The organism is Cellulomonas cellasea, assembly GCF_030372105.1.
GTDB classification, from domain to species: Bacteria; Actinomycetota; Actinomycetes; order Actinomycetales; family Cellulomonadaceae; genus Cellulomonas_A; species Cellulomonas_A cellasea_A.
Window position 1 is genome coordinate 153,776 of sequence record NZ_JAUDBQ010000009.1, and the last position, 16,585, is coordinate 170,360.

At 73.4% G+C, this 16,585-nt stretch carries 13 protein-coding genes; 1 reads left to right on the top strand and 12 read right to left on the bottom strand.

Features of this window, described 5'->3' with window-relative positions:
* Positions 1–69: 69 nt before the first annotated feature.
* The 8 genes from QUV83_RS10470 to QUV83_RS10505 all read right to left on the bottom strand — a co-directional run bounded on the left by QUV83_RS10470 (position 70) and on the right by QUV83_RS10505 (position 10,615).
* Positions 70–1,029: a D-alanine--D-alanine ligase family protein gene (locus QUV83_RS10470; RefSeq protein ID WP_289564461.1), complete on the bottom strand. Its 960-nt coding sequence runs from the start codon at positions 1,027–1,029 to the stop codon at positions 70–72.
* Between the two features lie 81 nt (positions 1,030–1,110).
* Complete coding sequence (locus tag QUV83_RS10475; protein WP_436231901.1) at positions 1,111–2,442, bottom strand: PLP-dependent aminotransferase family protein; 1,332 nt, start codon at positions 2,440–2,442, stop codon at positions 1,111–1,113.
* Between the two features lie 126 nt (positions 2,443–2,568).
* Complete coding sequence (gene trxA, locus QUV83_RS10480; RefSeq protein WP_289564462.1) at positions 2,569–2,913, bottom strand: thioredoxin; 345 nt, start codon at positions 2,911–2,913, stop codon at positions 2,569–2,571.
* On the bottom strand, positions 2,910–3,914 hold the full coding sequence (gene trxB / locus QUV83_RS10485) for a thioredoxin-disulfide reductase (RefSeq protein ID WP_289564463.1): 1,005 nt from the start codon (positions 3,912–3,914) through the stop codon (positions 2,910–2,912). Before trxB ends, trxA begins: the two co-directional genes overlap by 4 nt.
* 107 nt (positions 3,915–4,021) lie before the next feature.
* Positions 4,022–5,905, bottom strand: a complete 1,884-nt coding sequence (locus tag QUV83_RS10490; protein WP_289564464.1) for a protein kinase family protein — start codon at positions 5,903–5,905, stop codon at positions 4,022–4,024.
* Positions 5,906–6,028: 123 nt separating this feature from the next.
* A complete protein-coding gene (murJ, locus tag QUV83_RS10495; protein WP_289564465.1) occupies positions 6,029–7,789 on the bottom strand; it encodes a murein biosynthesis integral membrane protein MurJ in 1,761 nt (586 codons plus the stop codon).
* Positions 7,776–10,064 carry a DUF6049 family protein gene (locus QUV83_RS10500; protein WP_289564466.1) on the bottom strand — a complete coding sequence of 763 codons (2,289 nt, stop codon included), beginning with the start codon at positions 10,062–10,064 and terminating at the stop codon, positions 7,776–7,778. Before QUV83_RS10500 ends, murJ begins: the two co-directional genes overlap by 14 nt.
* Positions 10,061–10,615, bottom strand: coding sequence for an NUDIX hydrolase (locus QUV83_RS10505; protein WP_289564467.1), 555 nt, complete (start codon positions 10,613–10,615; stop codon positions 10,061–10,063). Before QUV83_RS10505 ends, QUV83_RS10500 begins: the two co-directional genes overlap by 4 nt.
* A 68-nt stretch (positions 10,616–10,683) precedes the next feature.
* On the opposite strand from QUV83_RS10505, the gene QUV83_RS10510 reads away from it, so the two are divergent.
* Complete coding sequence (locus tag QUV83_RS10510) at positions 10,684–12,168, top strand: CCA tRNA nucleotidyltransferase (protein WP_289564468.1); 1,485 nt, start codon at positions 10,684–10,686, stop codon at positions 12,166–12,168.
* Here QUV83_RS10510 and QUV83_RS10515 read toward each other — a convergent pair.
* The 4 genes from QUV83_RS10515 to QUV83_RS10530 all read right to left on the bottom strand — a co-directional run.
* Complete coding sequence (locus QUV83_RS10515) at positions 12,131–13,963, bottom strand: SpoIIE family protein phosphatase (RefSeq protein ID WP_289564469.1); 1,833 nt, start codon at positions 13,961–13,963, stop codon at positions 12,131–12,133. The genes QUV83_RS10510 and QUV83_RS10515 overlap by 38 nt on opposite strands.
* Positions 13,964–14,017: 54 nt before the next feature.
* Entirely contained in the window at positions 14,018–15,364 is a 1,347-nt protein-coding gene (locus QUV83_RS10520) for an MFS transporter (RefSeq protein ID WP_289564470.1), read from the bottom strand.
* A 61-nt stretch (positions 15,365–15,425) separates the two neighbouring features.
* A complete protein-coding gene (locus QUV83_RS10525) occupies positions 15,426–16,100 on the bottom strand; it encodes a TorD/DmsD family molecular chaperone (RefSeq protein WP_289564471.1) in 675 nt (224 codons plus the stop codon).
* A gap of 46 nt (positions 16,101–16,146) precedes the next feature.
* A partial coding sequence (locus QUV83_RS10530; RefSeq protein ID WP_289564472.1) for a hypothetical protein occupies positions 16,147–16,585 on the bottom strand: 439 nt, incomplete at its 5' end.

Here is a 16,585-nt window from a genome sequence, read left to right on the forward strand (position 1 = left end):
CCGTTTCACGTGGAACGCCGAAGGGGGCTCCGGTCCGCACCCGCGTGACCGCGGGTGCGGACCCCTGCGTCAGGAGCGCCGAGCCGCCTCGGCGAGTGCACGGTAGAGGGTACTGAGCTCATACCCAGCGGCCTCAGCCGCCTGGGGGAACAGTGACGTCTCAGTCATGCCGGGCGCGACGTTCACCTCGAGGAAGTAGACGACGCCGTCATCGCCGATGATGAGGTCGGTCCGCGACAGGTGCTGGAGGCCCAGCGCGCGGTGCGCGGCAACAGCCACCTGTCCTGCGCGTTCGGCCACCTCGGGTGAGAGGCGGGCGGGAGTGAAGTACTCGGTGCGACCGGGGTTGTAGCGGGCGTCGTAGTCGTACGCGCCGTCCGTGACGATCTCGACGGCCGGCAGGGGCTCGGGTCCGGCGCCGACATCGATGACGCTCACGGCGACCTCGGTGCCGCTGATCGCCCGCTCGATGAGCGCCGTGTCGCCGTAGGCGAAGCAGTCGACCATCGCACGCGGCAGGTCGGCGGCGTCGCGGACCAGGGTCACGCCCAGCGCCGAGCCGCCCGTGGCCGGCTTGACCACCAGCGGCAGCCCGAGCTTCTCCACGATGGCGTCGAGCACTCGACTGGCCCCCAGCTCACGGAAGAGGCTCTGGGGGAGCGTGGCGAACTCCGGGGTGTTGATCCCCTCTCGCGCGACGACGGTCTTGGCGATCGGCTTGCTCCACGCGATGCGGCTCGCGCGGGGCCCGGTGCCGAGGCAGGGCATGCCGAGCAGCTCGAGGACATCGCGCACCGATCCGTCCTCACCACTGGCGCCGTGCAGCAGCGGCCAGACGATGTCAGGGGCGGTCTCACGGAGGGCGGGCACAAGGTCCGCGTCGACGTCGTGCACCGTCACCTCGGCGCCTGAGGCGCGCAGGGCATCGGCGACGCGCCGGCCGGACCGGAGGGACACATCGCGCTCGTGGGAGAGGCCACCGGCGAGGATGACGACGCGCAGGGGGGAGAGGCTGGTGGTGTCGTTCACGGGGGTGGACGCTCCGGGTTCTGCAAGGACGGCGCTCGATCCGGGGTGGTCGAGCCGGGGGTGCTCGGGTGGATCAGGCGATCACGTCAGGTCGGGGCCGGGCGCCTGGATCGTGCGGTTCGGCGCGCCGGGCCCGGTGCCGAAGAGCGAGACGAGCTCGCTCTCGCCGGCGACGACGCCAGCGAGCCGGCGCACACCCTCGCGGATGCGCTCAGGGGTGGGGAAGCAGAAGGAGAGCCGCATGTGGTCGGCGCCCTGGCCATCGGCGTAGAAGGCCGTGCCCGGGACGTAGGCGACCCGTGAGGTGACGGCCCGCGGCAGCATCGCCTTCGCGTCGAGGCCCTCGGGGAGCTTCACCCAGGTGTAGAAGCCGCCGTTGGGCACCGTCCAGCTCGCGTCGGGGAGGTGCTCGGAGAGGGCGCCGATCATCGCGTCGCGCCGCTCGCGGTACAGCTCGCGGAACGACTTGACCTGGCCCTTCCAGTCGCAGGTGGACAGGTAGGCGCTGATCGCGAGCTGCGAGGCGTTGGACGGGCAGAGGATGGCGGACTCGCTGGCCAGGACCAGCTTCTCCCGGACGGCGTGCGGGGCCACGGCCCAGCCGACGCGGTAGCCGGGGGCGAACGTCTTGGAGAACGAGCCGAGGTAGATGACGCCGTCGTCGTCCAAGGCGCGCATCGCGGGGATGGGGTCGCCCTCGAAGCCGAGGAGGCCGTAGGGGTTGTCCTCGAGCACGAGCACCCCGTGGCGGCGGGCGATCTCCAGGATCTGGGGGCGACGCTCGGCGGAGAGTGTGACGCCGGCCGGGTTGTGGAAGTTCGGCACGGTGTAGAGCAGCTTGACGCGCCGGCCCTCGCGCTCCAGCGCGGTGAGGGTCTCCTCGAGCGCGGAGGGGATGAGCCCGTCAGCGTCGAGGGGGACGTGGACGACGTCGGCCTGGTAGGCGCTGAAGACGCCGAGCGCGCCGACGTAGGAGGGCGCCTCGGCGACGATGACGTCACCCGGGTCGATGAAGATGCGGGTCACAAGATCGAGGGCTTGTTGCGAGCCGGTGGTGACGACCACGTCGTCGGGGTGCGCGGTGATCCCCTCAAGGCGCATCACCTCGAGGATCTGCTCCCGCAGCCCCTCGTCGCCCTGTCCCGACCCGTACTGCAGGGCCGTGGTGCCGCGTGTGGCGACGACCCGCTGGGTCAGCTCGCCGAGGATGTCGAGCGGCAGTCCTTCGAGGTACGGCATGCCACCGGCGAGCGAGACGACCTCGGGCCGGTTGGCCACCGCGAACAGGGCGCGGATCTCGGAGGCACGCATGCCTTGGGTGCGGGCGGCGTACGAGGACAACCAGGGGTCGAGCCTGGTGCCGGCGGCAGCCGCGTGCGGGGGGGTGCCCGACGCGATGCCGTCGGGAGTCAGGTTCTCGCTCACCTTCCGAGTGTCGCACGCGGCAGCGCCGCCGACGTCCCGTCGTCCATCCGCCACGCGAACTGACACGGCACCATCACAACCCCCCGCCGGCACAACTGCGTGCGCCCGCGCAGGTCAGGCGGTGGCGGCAGCCTCGGCCAGCACCTCGTCGAGCTCCTTGGCGATGGCCTGCTTGGGGCGGGCCCCAATGAGCGTCCGCGCGAGCTCGCCATCCACGTAGAAGTTCAGCGTCGGGATGGACGCCACGCTGTAGCGCGCGGTGATGCCCGGGTTCTCGTCGGAGTTGACCTTGACGATCTTCACGCGGCCGTCGTACTCCTGGGCCAGTTCCTCCAGCACGGGCGCCACCAACCGGCACGGGCCGCACCAGGGCGCCCAGAAGTCGACGATGACCGGCAGGTCCGCGTCGAGGACCTCGGACTGGAAGGTGGCCTCGGTGACGTCCTGGGTGGTGCTCATACGGCCTTCTCCTCCTCCACGAGCGCCCCGGGGATCTCCGACGGGGACGCGGGGTCGACATGGGCGAGCGCGGCCAGGTAGTTCTGCGCGTCGATCGCCGCCGAGCACCCCGTGCCAGCAGCGGTGATGGCCTGCCGGTAGGTGTGGTCCACGACGTCGCCGCAAGCGAAGACGCCCGGCAGGTTCGTGGCGGTGGTGCGCCCGACGACCTGGATGTAGCCGTTCTCGTCGACGTCCACCTGGCCGACGACGAGCTCGGAGCGCGGGACGTGCCCGATGGCGACGAAGACGCCCGCGGCGCCCACCTCGCGCTCGGCGCCGGTGACGGTGTCGCGCAGGGTGACCCCGGTGACCTTGTCGGCGCCGTGGATCGCCACGACCTCGCTGTTCCACGCGAAGTTGATCTTCGGGTTGGCGCGGGCGCGGTCGGCCATGATCTTCGAGGCGCGCAGGTCGTCGCGGCGGTGCACGATCGTGACGCTCTTGCCGAAGCGCGTCAGGAACGTGGCCTCCTCGACGGCGGAGTCGCCGCCGCCGATGACGAGGATGTCCTGGTCGCGGAAGAAGAACCCGTCGCAGGTGGCGCACCAGGAGACCCCGCGGCCGGACAGGCGCTTCTCGTCGGGCAGGCCGAGCTCGCGGTACGCGGAGCCGGTGGACAGGATGACGGACAGGGCGCGGAACACGTCACCGCTGCCCAGCTCGACGGTCTTCACGTCGCCCGTGAGGTCCATCTTCACGACGTCGTCCCAGAGGATCTCGGCGCCGAACTTCTCGGCCTGCTTCTGCAGGTTCTCCATGAGCTCGGGGCCCTGGATGCCGTCGGGGAAGCCGGGGAAGTTCTCGACCTCTGTGGTGTTCATCAGGGCGCCACCAGCGGTGACGGAGCCGGCGACAACCAGCGGGGCCAGACCGGCGCGTGCCGCGTAGATCGCTGCGGTGTACCCGGCGGGGCCGGAGCCGACGATGATGAGGTCGCGCGGGAGGGGCTGCTCAGTCACTTGACGTCCTTGGCGGTCGCGGGTCGGTGTCGACAGCAGAACTGTCTGTCGATCTCACTTGTTCCCCTGGCCCGCCCGGGCCGGGCGGAGGGGAGTGGTCGGCGGCGTCAGGAGAGGGTGATCTCCGTGAGCTCGATGAGGTAGCCGCCGCTCGTGGCCGTGGGGAGCTCGGTGAACCAGATCACGAGCGAGTCGGTGGTGACGGGCTCGGAGAACTCGAGCACCGTGTCCGCCGACATGGCGCCGCTGGCGAGCACGGAGCCGGACTCCGGATCGGCGGCGGTGCCCTCGCGCACCTCGACCTGGCCCCCGGTGCCGTTGACGTTGAGCGTCACGCTGCTCACGGTGGTGGAGCCGTCCAGGGTGAGGACGATGCCGACCTTCGGCTTGCGGGGCCCGAGGAAGTTCGCGTTGTTGTAGGTGTGCGTCTTCCAGAATGTGGCCGGGTCGCCGTCGAAGGCGCGCCCGATGACGTCCTCGTACTCGCCGTCGTCGTCGGACGGGTCGATGGTCGTCGCAGAGGCGATGACCGGAGCCGCGCCGGAGTTCGCGGTGCGGCTCGGGGAGGGCTCCGCCGACGGGCTCTGCTGCTGCTCCGTCGTCGGGCTCTGCTCGGACTCGTCCTGGGTCCCGGAGGTCACCGCGGGAGCGGCGCCCGCATCGTCATCCGCGCCGCTGATGGGCCGGAACAGCGAGGTCAGGGCGACGATGACGCCGATCACCAGGAGCGCCCCGACGACGAGCAGGACGAGCTTCGTGGGGTCGAAACGCCGCGTGGTGACCGTCTCGTCGTCATCTGCTGTCGACGAGAAGTCGAACGGGCTCGTGGGGAGGCTGGGCGGCGGCGCCGTCGGCGGGGGAGCAGCGGGGCCGGAGGGCATCGCCGCGGTGCGCTGGACGGTCCCGACGGGGATGGGAGCCCCCGTGGGCCGGGCCTGCGCGAGCCCGGGCTGCGGGGCGCCGTTCTGGGCGACGCGAGGCGGCGGGCCCGCGGGGGCCGGGGTGGCAGGGGGCCTCGTGGGCTCGGCAGGCCAACCGGAGGCTCCGGCGCCGGCCGGGAACGCGCCACGGCCGCGCGGAGCGGCGGGCGGGGGAGTCCCGGGCCTGCCGGAGCCGGCGGTCGGCTGGTCGTTGAACGCCGAGCGGACGGACTGGCGCTCGACGCGCCCTGGCAGGGGCATCTGCGCCGTGGACTCGGCGTCGGACTCGGGGCCCATGCCGCGGACAGGCTCCTGCAGGATCGTGGCGGCGGGCTCCGCGGAGGCGTCAAGCGGCCCGAGGGTGCGGATCTCGCCCCACGGCTCGAGCTCGCGGACCAGCTCGGCGGGGCTGCGCGGCCCGTCGTCATGCGGCCCGAGGGTCACCGCGCACAGCGTGTCGAGGTCGGCGCGGACGTTCGCGGCGAGGTCCGCCGGCGCCACGAGGACGCCGTCGACCACCGGGGCGGCGGGGAGGCCGGTGGCGGGGATGCCGCTGTCGCCCTCGGGCCAGTGGCCGGTGAGGGCGGTGTAGAGCAGGCGCACGAGGCCGATGGCGTCGGAGCGCGTGGTGGCCGCCGCGTCGCCCAGCCCGTGGCCGAGGAGGGCGCCGTCCATCGCGAGCCCGCTGAGCAGCAGGCGGCCCTCGGGGGTGATGTGCACGACGGAGGGGCGCAGCGCGAGGTGGTGGACCCCGCGCCGGCGGGCGACCTCGAGCGCGGCGGCGGCCTCGCCGACCACGGAGCGGGCCTGGTCGGAGGTCAGGGGGCCGCGCGCGACGAGCTCGGCGAGGGACGGCCCGGCGACATGCTCGGTGACGACGTAGCCGACGCCCTCGTGGTTGCCCACGTCGAGGATGCGGACGAGTCGCGGGTCGGAGACGAGCGCGGCGCGCCGCGCGGCGTCGAGCGCCTGCGCGGCGTTCGCGGAGTCCAGGATGCGCACGTGCACCGCGCGGTCGAGGATCTGGTCGGTGGCCTTCCACGACGTCGAGCCCTCGAGGTCGGAATCCATCGGTTGCAGGACTCGGTACCGTCCGGCCAGCACTGAGCCGCGTCCGACGACGTCCTCCACCGGGCCTCCCGCAGTTGTTCTCGTCCCGACAATGTGCCGGTGCTCCATGCTAGGCGGTGCCGCTCAGCGCCGCCGACCCCTTGCCCTCCGGATCACCATCTGGGCCAGGGCGTCGACCTCCCGCACCCGCAGGACCTTGAGCAGGAGCACGTAGACGAGGCTGATCGCGAGCCCGGCCGTGACGCAGGTCACGATCGCGCCGCCCATCCCGTCCACAGGCCCCAGCAGCCGGACGATGAGCATGCCCACCGCGGCGGCCACGAGAGCCGCCCCGATCGCCTTGGCGTGGACCGCGGCGACCCGTCGGCCGTCGACCCCGTGCAGCCGGCGGCGCAGCACGATGAGCGCCACGACGGCGCCGACGGCGTAGGACAGGCTGGACGCCAGGCCTGCGCCCACGACCCACCACGACGGCTCCAGGACGGCCTGTGCGAGGTACGTGCCGCCCACCACGACAGCCGCCATGCCCACCTGCATGGGGAACATCGACCGGGCGTCCTCATAGGCGTAGAACACGCGCTGGCACAGCGACCACGCGCCGAACGCCACGAGTCCGAGCACCATCGCGACGATCGCGGGCGCCAGCGCCGACCAGGCGTCATCCCCGCCCGAGGGGAACATCACGCGCCCGATGGGGTACGCGAGGACGGCGATCCCGGCGGTGGCCAGCACCGTGAACAGCCCCACGGTGCGCAGGCCCAGGGACAGGTCGGCCCGCACGCCGTCCACGTCGCCGGCGGCCGCGGTGGCGGACAGGCGCGTGAAGAGGGCCGTCGCGAGCGACACCGTGACCAGCGAGTGGGGGAGCATGAAGACCAGGAACGCGTAGTCCCACAGCGCGTTGCCGGCGTACGACGGGTCGAGGCTGCCGGCGCGGGTGGTGACGCGGCTGACGGCGAGCACGCCGAGCTGACCGATGACCAGCGCGGCGAACGTCCAGCCCGCCACCCGGCCCGCGGAGCGCAGCCCGACACCACGGAAGCCCCACCGGGGCCGGTACCGGAAGCCCGAGCGGTACAGCGGGACCAGGAGCACCAGGGCCTGCGCGGCGACTCCCAGCGTCGCGGTCCCGGCGAGCATCGCGACCTGCCCGCCGCCCCAGGCACTCGGATCGTCCAGCGCCGACGTCTGGATGGTGCCGTTGACCAGCACGAACACCAGCAGGCCGGCCATCGAGACGAGGTTGTTGACCACCGGCGCCCACATGTACGGGCCGAAGGACCCGCGCGCGTTGAGCACCTGGCCGAGCAGCGAGTACAGGCCGTAGAAGAAGATCTGCGGGATGCACCAGTAGGCGAGCAGCACCGTCAGCGCCTGCACGGCGGGGTCGCTGAAGTCGGTGTACAGCGCTGTCAGCAACGGGGCCGCCACCGTGAGCAGCACGGCGAGGCCGACCAGCATCGTGGCGCCGAGGGTGAGCAGCCGGTCGACGTACTGCTGGCCGTCGGCGCGGCGGTAGGCCCGGACCACCTGCGGCACGAGCACCGCGTTGAGGACCCCGCCGGCGATCAGCAGGTAGAGCACGTTGGGCAGCTTGTTCGCCGCGGCGAAGGCGTTCGCGGCGTCGCCGGTGGCGCCGACGGCCCACACGACCATCGCGGCGCGCACCAGGCCCAGCAGCCGCGAGACGAGCGTGCCGGAGGCCATCAGCGCGGTGGACCGCCCCATGCCGGTGGCGTCGCCCGCAGGGGCCATCGGGACGGAGCCGACGCCCTCGCCCACGTCGGGCCCGAGGGTCGCCTCGGCCTCGGCGTCGACCGGGGGGCTCATGGGCTCGGCGTCACCGTCGTGCGGCGGGACGGCCGATCCGCTAGCGGTGCTCACCTACGCCCTCCTGAGTGTGCGATGCCGGCTGCTCGTGCTGACCGGCGGACTCGGCCTCGGCGGCGGCCGCCTCCGCGTCGGCCTGGGCCTGCGCCGCGAGCCGCGCGCCGCGGTGGGCCGTCTGGCCGCGGCGGACGGTGCGGACGATACCCGCGACGAGCCCGGCGGCGAGCAGCGCTCCGACGATGCTCAGCCCGACGTCCTCGATCGACGGCGTGACCCGCGCGCTGAACGCGACGGGGGTGGACACCAGGGTGCCGTCTTCGGCGCGCAGCACGACGTCCACCATCACGTCACAGGCGGAGGTCGCCCGCACGTCCACGGTGACGACCTCCTCGGAGGCGGCGGCGACGGTGGTGACGGGCGAGGCGGTGGCCTTGAGGCAGGACTGCCTGGAGAGCATCTCGACCCGGACTGTCGCGGGCTGGTCGAGGGCGTTGCGGACCACCAGCCGGATCTGGCTGGAGCTGGCGGCGACGGTGACCTGCTCGCTGAGCAGCACGGTGAGCCCGCTGCGGCGTTGGGTGGCCTCCTCGAGGACGGTGTCCACGAACACCTTCCGCCCGGCGAGGTCGGAACGCCATGCGACGGCGAGAGGCGCGATCAGCCGGCGGTCGAGGCCGTCGAGCAGGCGCTGCGGGTCGGGCACCACCTGGGCGAAGTCGGCGACGTCGTCACGGGCGCCCCCGAGCGCGTTGACGTGGGCGGGGGAGAGCTCGCTCGAGCTGCTGGCGGAGGCGGGCAGCGTCGTGGTCTCGCCGTCCTGCTCCACGAGGTCGGACACGGAGGTGGACGTGACCCACGGCGCCGCGGTGAGCGCCTTGAGCTGGGCTTGCGCCAGTGCGGCGTCGGGCTCCCAGTCGCGCGGCGCGGTGATCACCAGGCTGCTGCCCGAGAGGGTCGCCGCGCGCGCCGCGACGGCTGTCTCCGCGAGGATCCGCTGGGCGACGGTCGCGGGCGTGGCGCCGGGCTGCACGGACTCGGGGTCCGCGAGCAGCTTGCTGAGGGTCGCATCGGGGACCAGCAGCTCGGCTTGGCCGGCCGCGGTGTCGACGTCCACCCGCGCGGTCGCCGCGGGGAGGGTCGATCCGCTGGTGGACGCGCCCACGACCAGCGGGCCGGCGCCTGACCGTGCCGCGAGCTCGGCCGTCTCCTCGTCGAGGGTGGAGTCGGCCGCCCACAGCAGCCGGGCGGGGGACTCGCCGAGCACCTGTGCGGAAGCCGGTGAGGAGATGCCCAGCGCGACGTTCAGCAGCGCGCTCTCCGACGCGTGCGCGATCGCCGCGATGTCGGGGTCGGACCAGGGCAGTGCCATGACGTCGGTCCGGCTCGCCTCCGCGGCGAGGCGTTGCAGCCAGGCGCGTGCGGCGTCGCCGCCCACTGCGGCCTGGTCCAGCAGCCCCGGGTCGACGGCCCACGTCACGGTCGACTGGCCAGCGGTGGCCTGCAGCAGCGTGTCGAGGCGGCCGCCGGTCGAGGTGAGCGCCTCGAGCGCGTCCGTGGCGCGTGCGGCGGAGGCGTCGACGGCGTCGTCGCCAGCGTCGTCGGGCGCGCCTGGCGATGCCGTGCCCGACGGGTCGACCGAGTCCGTCGTCCCGTCGGCGGGATTGGCCTCGTCCGCCGCGGCCTCGAGGGCGTCGAGGTCGGCGGTGGTGAGCCCGTCTCCCACGACTGGCACCAGCACGCCCACCGCGACCTGGCTGAGGTCCGCCGGATCCTCGGAGGGCGACCACAGCAGAAAGGTGCGCTCCAGGCCCACCCGGCGGGACCTGTCGGACAACTCGACCGAGAGGCCGCGCGGGCCCCAGGCGGACGCCGAGCGGAGCAGGCCGACGGACGCGGCGGGCACCGTCAGCACCACCTCGGCGCTGGCGCCCGGCTCGAGCGGGGCCTCCAGGTCGATGGACTGCACCGGGCTGCCGGCGTCGTCACCCGGCGCGGAGCTCGTCCACGCGGCCAGCCGCTCGCTGCTGGCGAGCCGGTAGCGGCTGATCCGCAGCGTCGCGCGCGGCTGCTCGATGGTCGTGTCGCCCGTGTTGCGCACCACGGCCTTGACGGTGAGGTCCTGGTCGACGGTCAGCACCTGCGGTTGCACGGCGGTCACGGACACGTCGACGGCCAACCCGTCCTCCGACGGCGCCGCATGGGCTGCCCCACCGGCCCCGGGAAGTGTCGGGAGCAGCACCGCGGCCAGCGCGAGGAGCATGGTGAGCACGACGAGCGGCCCACGATGGGTGTGCCGCTCAAGCGTGGAGGTCGAAGGGAACAGGGTCATGCCTCGCCGACGAGGACCGCGTGCGCGGCCTCTGCTAGTCGCCGCTCATTGGGGTAGGCGAGCCGCGCCGGCAAGTCGGTGAGGGCCACCCACTCGACGTCCTCGGCCTCGCCGTCGGGGTCTCCCTCGACGCTGAGCTCGCCGCCCACGGCGCCGAGCAGGAAGTGGTGGACGACCTTGTGCACGCGGCGGTCGTCCCCGGTGAACCAGTAGTCGATGACGCCGAGCCGCCGCACGATCTCGCCGATGATGCCGGTCTCCTCGGCGATCTCGCGGACCGCGGCCTCCTCAGGCGTCTCGGCGCCCTCGAGGTGGCCCTTCGGCAGGCACCATTCGAGCCGGCCCGCGCGGTTCCGGCGAGCGATGACCGCCGCATGCCGGATACCGTCCATGGTGTGCACGACGAGCCCTCCGGCGGAGGTCTCGTCGACCACCGGCAGGGTGTGCGGCAGCGTGCGCGCGGACGCGATCTCCGGGTCGATACGGAGCGCGTGTCCGCCCGGCGGCGCCGGGACGGCGCCCGGGCGCGCGGGCTGCGCAGAGCTCGACATGTCGCCACTGTAACGACTTCTCCTTATCCGGCTTTCACTCCCGGTGGCGTCTGGCAGGCTTGGACGTTGTGCCGACCACCGACCAGACCGCCCTCCTCGCCCTCCAGCGGCGAGCCCTCACCGTCCTCGCCGACCTCGCGCCCGCCGCGATCGAGCTCGGCGAGGTGTTCCAGGCCGCCGGTCACGAGCTGGCGCTGGTGGGCGGGCCCGTCCGTGACGCGTTCCTCGGGCGCGTGAGCGCGGACCTCGACTTCACGACGTCGGCCTCCCCGGATGAGACGCAGGCGCTGTTGGCGCGCTGGGGTGACGCGCACTGGGACATCGGCCGGGAGTTCGGCACGATCGGCGCCCGCCGCCACGGTCGGCGCAACGGCGGCGAGGACGTCGTCGTGGAGGTCACCACCTACCGCACCGACGCGTACGACCCGGCGTCGCGCAAGCCCGAGGTGGTGTTCGGGGACACGCTGGAGGGCGACCTCTCCCGCCGCGACTTCACCGTGAACTCCATGGCGGTGCGGCTGCCCGAGCTCACGTTCGTGGACCCCTTCGACGGGTTGTCGGACCTCGCCGCCCAGCGCCTGCGGACCCCGGTGGCGGCGCGGCAGTCCTTCGACGACGACCCGCTGCGGATGATGCGCGCGGCCCGGTTCGCCGCGCAGCTCGGCTTCGCCGTGGACGAGGACGCGCTGGCGGCCATCCGCGAGATGGCCGAGCGGATCTCCATCGTCTCGGCCGAGCGGGTGCGGGATGAGCTGGTCAAGCTGCTGATGTCGCCGTCGCCCCGCCCGGGGCTGCAGACCCTCGTCGACACGGGCCTGGCCGAGCACATCCTCCCCGAGCTGCCCGCGCTGCGGCTCGAGATCGACGAGCACCACCGCCACAAGGACGTCTACCAGCACTCGCTCACGGTGCTGGAGCAGGCCATCGCGCTGGAGACCGGCCCCGACGGCGACGTCCCCGGACCCGACCTGGTGCTGCGGCTCGCGGCGCTGCTGCACGACATCGGCAAGCCCGCGACGCGCCGGTTCGAGGACGGCGGCGGGGTGAGCTTCCACCACCACGAGGTGGTCGGGGCGAAGCTCGTGGCCCGCAGGCTCAAGGCGCTGCGCTTCGACAAGGCGACGGTGCAGGCCGTGTCGCGGCTCACCGAGCTGCACCTGCGGTTCCACGGCTACGGCGACGGCGGCTGGACGGACTCCGCGGTGCGCCGCTACGTCACGGACGCGGGGCCGCTGCTGGAGCGCCTGCACCGCCTGACCCGGTCGGACTGCACCACGCGCAACCGGCGCAAGGCCGAACGGCTGTCCGCCGCGTACGACGACCTGGAGGAGCGGATCGCGCGCCTGCGGGAGCAGGAGGAGCTGGCCTCCATCCGCCCCGACTTGGACGGGCAGCAGATCATGGAGGTGCTCGGCATCGGCCCCGGCCGTGAGGTGGGCGCCGCGTACCGGCACCTGCTGGAGCTGCGCATGGACCGCGGCCCCCTCGGCGAGGACGTCGCCCGCGCGGAGCTGCTCAGCTGGTGGCAGGGGCGCCAGGCCGAGCAGGCCTGACCACGGGCCTGCGGACGACGAGCACGCACACGTCGTCCTCCTGCTCGGAGCCGACGAACCGGCCAACGAGCTGGTCGCGGACGTCGGCGGCGCACGCGTCGTCCTGCACGGCGGACAGGGCGCGCACGAGCTCGCCGATGCCGTCCCGCAGCGACCGGTCGCGGCGCTCGATGAGGCCGTCGGTGTAGACCACGAGGATCGCGCCCTGGGGCAGCGCGATCTCGGCCTGCGGGTCGGGTGTGTGGAGGTTGACGACGCCCACGGGGGTGGTCAGCGCCTGGTCCAGCGGCAGGACCTCGCCTCCGGGCAGCCGGATCAGGGGCGGGGGGTGGCCGGCGCGCGAGTAGGTGAGCCGGTCCGGGGCGCCCTCGGGCGGCGCGGCGCCGCCGGGCGGGGTGCTCGGGGGCTCCGGTGGGCGCTCGAGGCGCAGGTACACGCAGGTGGCCAGGTCGGCCATGCCCAGGCCGCGCACCAGCTCGTCCAGGTGCGCGATGACGCGTCCGGCCCGGGCGCCGCTCCACGCGTGGGACCGCAGCACCGAGCGGAGCTGGCCCATCGAGGCGGCCGCGCCCAGGTCGTGGCCCACCACGTCCCCGACGGCCAGCCCGATGGCGCCATCGGGCAGCGGCATCACGTCGAACCAGTCGCCGCCGACCTCCGCGCGGTGCAGCGCGGGCAGATAGGACGCGGCGACGTCCAGGCCGGGGACGGTGGGCACGTCGGGCAGGAGGCTGTGCTGCAGCGTGAGGGCCGCCGTGCGCTCTCGCAGGTAGAGCCGCACGTTGTCGAGGGCGACAGCCGCCCGCTGGCCCACATGCGCGGCGGTGACGACGTCCTCGGCGGTGAAGCCGTCCACGGTGTCGTGCAGGAGGCACAGGGCGCCGATGAAGTGGTCGCGGGCGCGCAATGGCACGACCAGCGCGGCGCCCAGGCCCAGGCGCCGCAGCACCTCCAGGCGATGGGCGGGCACCTGCTGGGCGAGGGCCTCCAGGTCGATGGAGAACGGCCGCGCGTCGAATCGGCTGTCGTCCGTGCGGGCCAGCTCGAAGGCCGCTGAGCGCATCACCCACGACGGGTCGCCGCGCTCGAGGTCGTGCGCGTCCTGCGCGCGGACGGGATGCCGGGCGGCCACATGCAGCCGCTCGAGCCGCCCCCGGTCGTTGGTGACGACGATGAACCCCCAGGTCGCCAGGCGGGAGACGGCGATCTCCGCGAGGGCCACCAGGGCGTCGTCGTAGTCGAGCCTGCGGGCGATCTCCTCGCTGACCTGCGCGAGCAGGTGCATCCGGGCCCGGGATGCCTGCGCCTCGCCGAGGGCCGCGTCCCGCGCGCGCTCCTGCTCGACGCGGGCCGTCACATCGGCCTGGATGCCCACATGGTGCGTGAGCCGGCCGTCGGCGTCGTAGACCGGGCTGATCACCACCTGGTTCCAGAACGGGGTGCCGTCCTTGCGGTAGTTCAGCAGGGTGTCCGCGACGGTGAGGCCCTGCTCGAGGGCCTGGTGGATCCGCGCCACGACGGTGCGGTCCGTGCGCGGGCCCTGCAGCACGCGGCAGTTGCGGCCCAGCATGTCGGTGGGCGAGTAGCCGGTGAGGCGCTCGAAGGCGGGGTTCACCCAGATGATCGGGTCATCCGCCGCGTGCGGGTCGGAGATCGTGAACGACAGGTCGCTGGCGATCACCGCCCGCGCGTGCAGGTCGCCGCTGAGATCAGGCGTCCGGGCCACCCCATGGGAATCGGCTGCCGCCCCTGCCAGTGCCGCTGCCCGCAGCACGCCAGATGAGAGATCGCTCACCTTCGCGAGACTACGCACGATCCCCGGTGAGCGCGCCCCTGCGCGACGAGTTGGTCAGCCGCCCTCGACGCCCTGCGCGCGGGACTCCCGGGGCAGCGCCGGGGGGCCCTCGGCCGCAGGCGCCCCGACGGCGTGGGCCGTCGTGGCGCGGTAGCCCAGCGCAGCGGCCGCGTAGCCCACCGCGAGGGCCACGAAGACGGGCCGCGACCACCCGGTGTCGGGGAGGGTGACTGCCGCGAGGGCCGCGGCGCCCACGAACGCGGCGTTGTACATCACGTCGTACAACGCGAACGCCCGGCCCCGGAACTCGTCGGCCGTGTCCCGCTGCACGATCGTGTCCACGGCGATCTTCGCGCCCTGCGCCGCGAGCCCCAGCGCCGCCGCGCACAGCAGCAGCGGGACCCGGGCCACCGTGACGGCGAGCACCGTCTGCGTGGCCGCGGCCAGCAGCAGGCACAGCACGATCCAGGCGTGCGGCCCGATGCGGGGCGTCAGCACCGGGGTCAGCACCGCCGCGAGGACGAAGCCCACGGCGGACGCGGTGAGCACCAGGGAGAACACCGCCAGGCCCGCCGCCGCGTCCTGCGGGTCGGCCAGCAGGTTGCGGCTGATGAGGATGCTCGCGATGAACGCGACGCCGTACAGGAACCGCGACGCCGCCATGACGCTGAGCGCGGCGGCAGGGGTGCGCCGCGCGATCAGGTGCCGGGCGCCCGCGACCAGGCCCCGGCCCATCTCCTTGACCTGCGCGAGCACCTGCGACGAGCTGGCGACGGCCTCCGGCCCGAGGGCGTCGCGCCCGATGCGCAGCGCCAGGCAGCCCGCCGTCACGTACACCAGGCTGGCGACGACCACCGCCCCGGCGTCGCCCACCGGCCCGCTGGGCAGCACCAGTCCCAGGCCCAGCCCGATGGCGCCGCCCACGCCCACCGCGCCCGCGCCGAGCGTCGGGGTCAGCGAGTTGGCGGTCAGCAGCAGCGGGCCGTCCACCACGCGCGGCAGCGACGCGGACAGCGCGGACAGCAGGAACCTGTTGACCGACAGCGCCAGGAGCGCCAGCACGTACACCGCGGGGCCGACGCCCACCGTCACCATCAGCACGGCGATGACCAGCGCGATCACGGCCCGCACCAGGTTGCCCACCAGCAGCACCTGGCGGCGGCGCCACTTGTCCAACAGCACGCCCGCCCACGGGCCCACGATGGTGAAGGGAAGCAGCAGGACGGCGAACGCGATCGCCACGTCCCCAGCGGTCGACTGCTGCTCGGGGTTGAAGAAGAAGAGGGTCGCGAGACCCACCTGGAACAGGCCGTCACCGGCCTGGCTGCTCAGCCGGACGACGAACAGCCGACGGAACCCCGGCAGGCGAAGGAGCTGCCGGAGCTCGCGGATGACACTCATCCCGCCAGGCTAACGACCTGCGGGAGCGCTCATGACCCCGCGACCGGTGGCAGGCGTGCGGTCAGCCGACGAAGGACGCCTCAGCCTGCTCGAGGGCGCCCCGCGTGAGCGCCGCGGCGCCACGGTAGAAGTCGGTGCGGGCGTGCTCCGTCACCAAGTCCAGGCAGTCCGGCGCCCAGGCCAGCAGGTGGTCGGTGAGGAAGGCCGCGTGGGCGGCGAAGATCGAGTCGAGCATCGGCCCGTCGTCCTGCGACAGCGCGTCCAGGCCGCGCAGGCACAGGTTGCTGAGGAAGTTCAGCTCGAGGCCCAGGTGGTCGTCCGGCTCCCGGTTGAGGCGCGGGGCCTCCAACCCGAAGGCGCGGTACGTCGCCCGGACCTGCAGCGTGGGCTCGTCGAACAGCAAGCGGTCCACCGTCCGGTACACCGACTCGTACGGCGTGGCGAGCAGGGGCCCAGGGCCCACGAACAGCGCCTGATAGTCCCGGGTCAGCGCGGTCGGGTCCGCCGTGGGCTCAGCGCCCCCGGCCCCGACCGCGCTGCCGAGCAGGCGCAGCCCCTCCACCGTCGCGGCATCCGACTCGAGCGGCCACTCGTCCAGGAGCCCCGGCTCGGCGAGCCGCGCGCACAGCTCGGCGTCCGCCGGCGCCAGGAACAGGCGCGAGAGGAAGCCGTACGCGGCCGCGAAGGAGTCGAGCCGGGCGCCGATCAGCCGGTTCCCGTCGAGGGTCGTGCTCATGAGATTCCGCCTTGCGGGTGGAGGACGTGCGGGTGGAGGTGGTGGATCAGAGGCCGATGCGGTCGAAGGACGAGTAGAACAGCATGCGCCCGATCGTCTCCGAGGCCAGGACGAGCACGAAGGCGCTCGACGCCAGGTAGACGAGGTGGCGCTCCTTGCCGCGGAAGGCGAACCGGTAGAGGAAGAAGCCCAGCAGCCCGGCGCCGGCGAAGACCAGCACGAGGCGGGTGACGAGGTAGGCGCCACCGCCGCTCATGAGGATCGCTGCGGAGGCCTGGGCGTTGACGTTGCCGGTGGCCAGGTCGAGCGCGTACGTGGGCAGGACGATGAACTCGACGCCCAGCAGGACGATCGCGGAGGCCGCGATGCGGCGCAGCGAGGTGCGCATCAGGGCGGAGGTCTGCAGGTCGTCGTCGTCCTGGTGCTTGCGCTTGCGGACGGTGTAGACGACGACGAACGCGGCGCCGATGGCCAGCGCCCCGAGC

Coding starts and splice junctions, on each gene's coding strand:
- trxA (WP_289564462.1), bottom strand. CDS start 2,913: ATGAGCACCACCCAGGACGTCACCGAGGCCACCTTCCAGTCCGAGGTC.
- QUV83_RS10490 (WP_289564464.1), bottom strand. CDS start 5,905: ATGGATTCCGACCTCGAGGGCTCGACGTCGTGGAAGGCCACCGACCAG.
- QUV83_RS10500 (WP_289564466.1), bottom strand. CDS start 10,064: ATGACCCTGTTCCCTTCGACCTCCACGCTTGAGCGGCACACCCATCGT.
- QUV83_RS10505 (WP_289564467.1), bottom strand. CDS start 10,615: ATGTCGAGCTCTGCGCAGCCCGCGCGCCCGGGCGCCGTCCCGGCGCCG.
- QUV83_RS10520 (WP_289564470.1), bottom strand. CDS start 15,364: ATGAGTGTCATCCGCGAGCTCCGGCAGCTCCTTCGCCTGCCGGGGTTC.
- QUV83_RS10525 (WP_289564471.1), bottom strand. CDS start 16,100: ATGAGCACGACCCTCGACGGGAACCGGCTGATCGGCGCCCGGCTCGAC.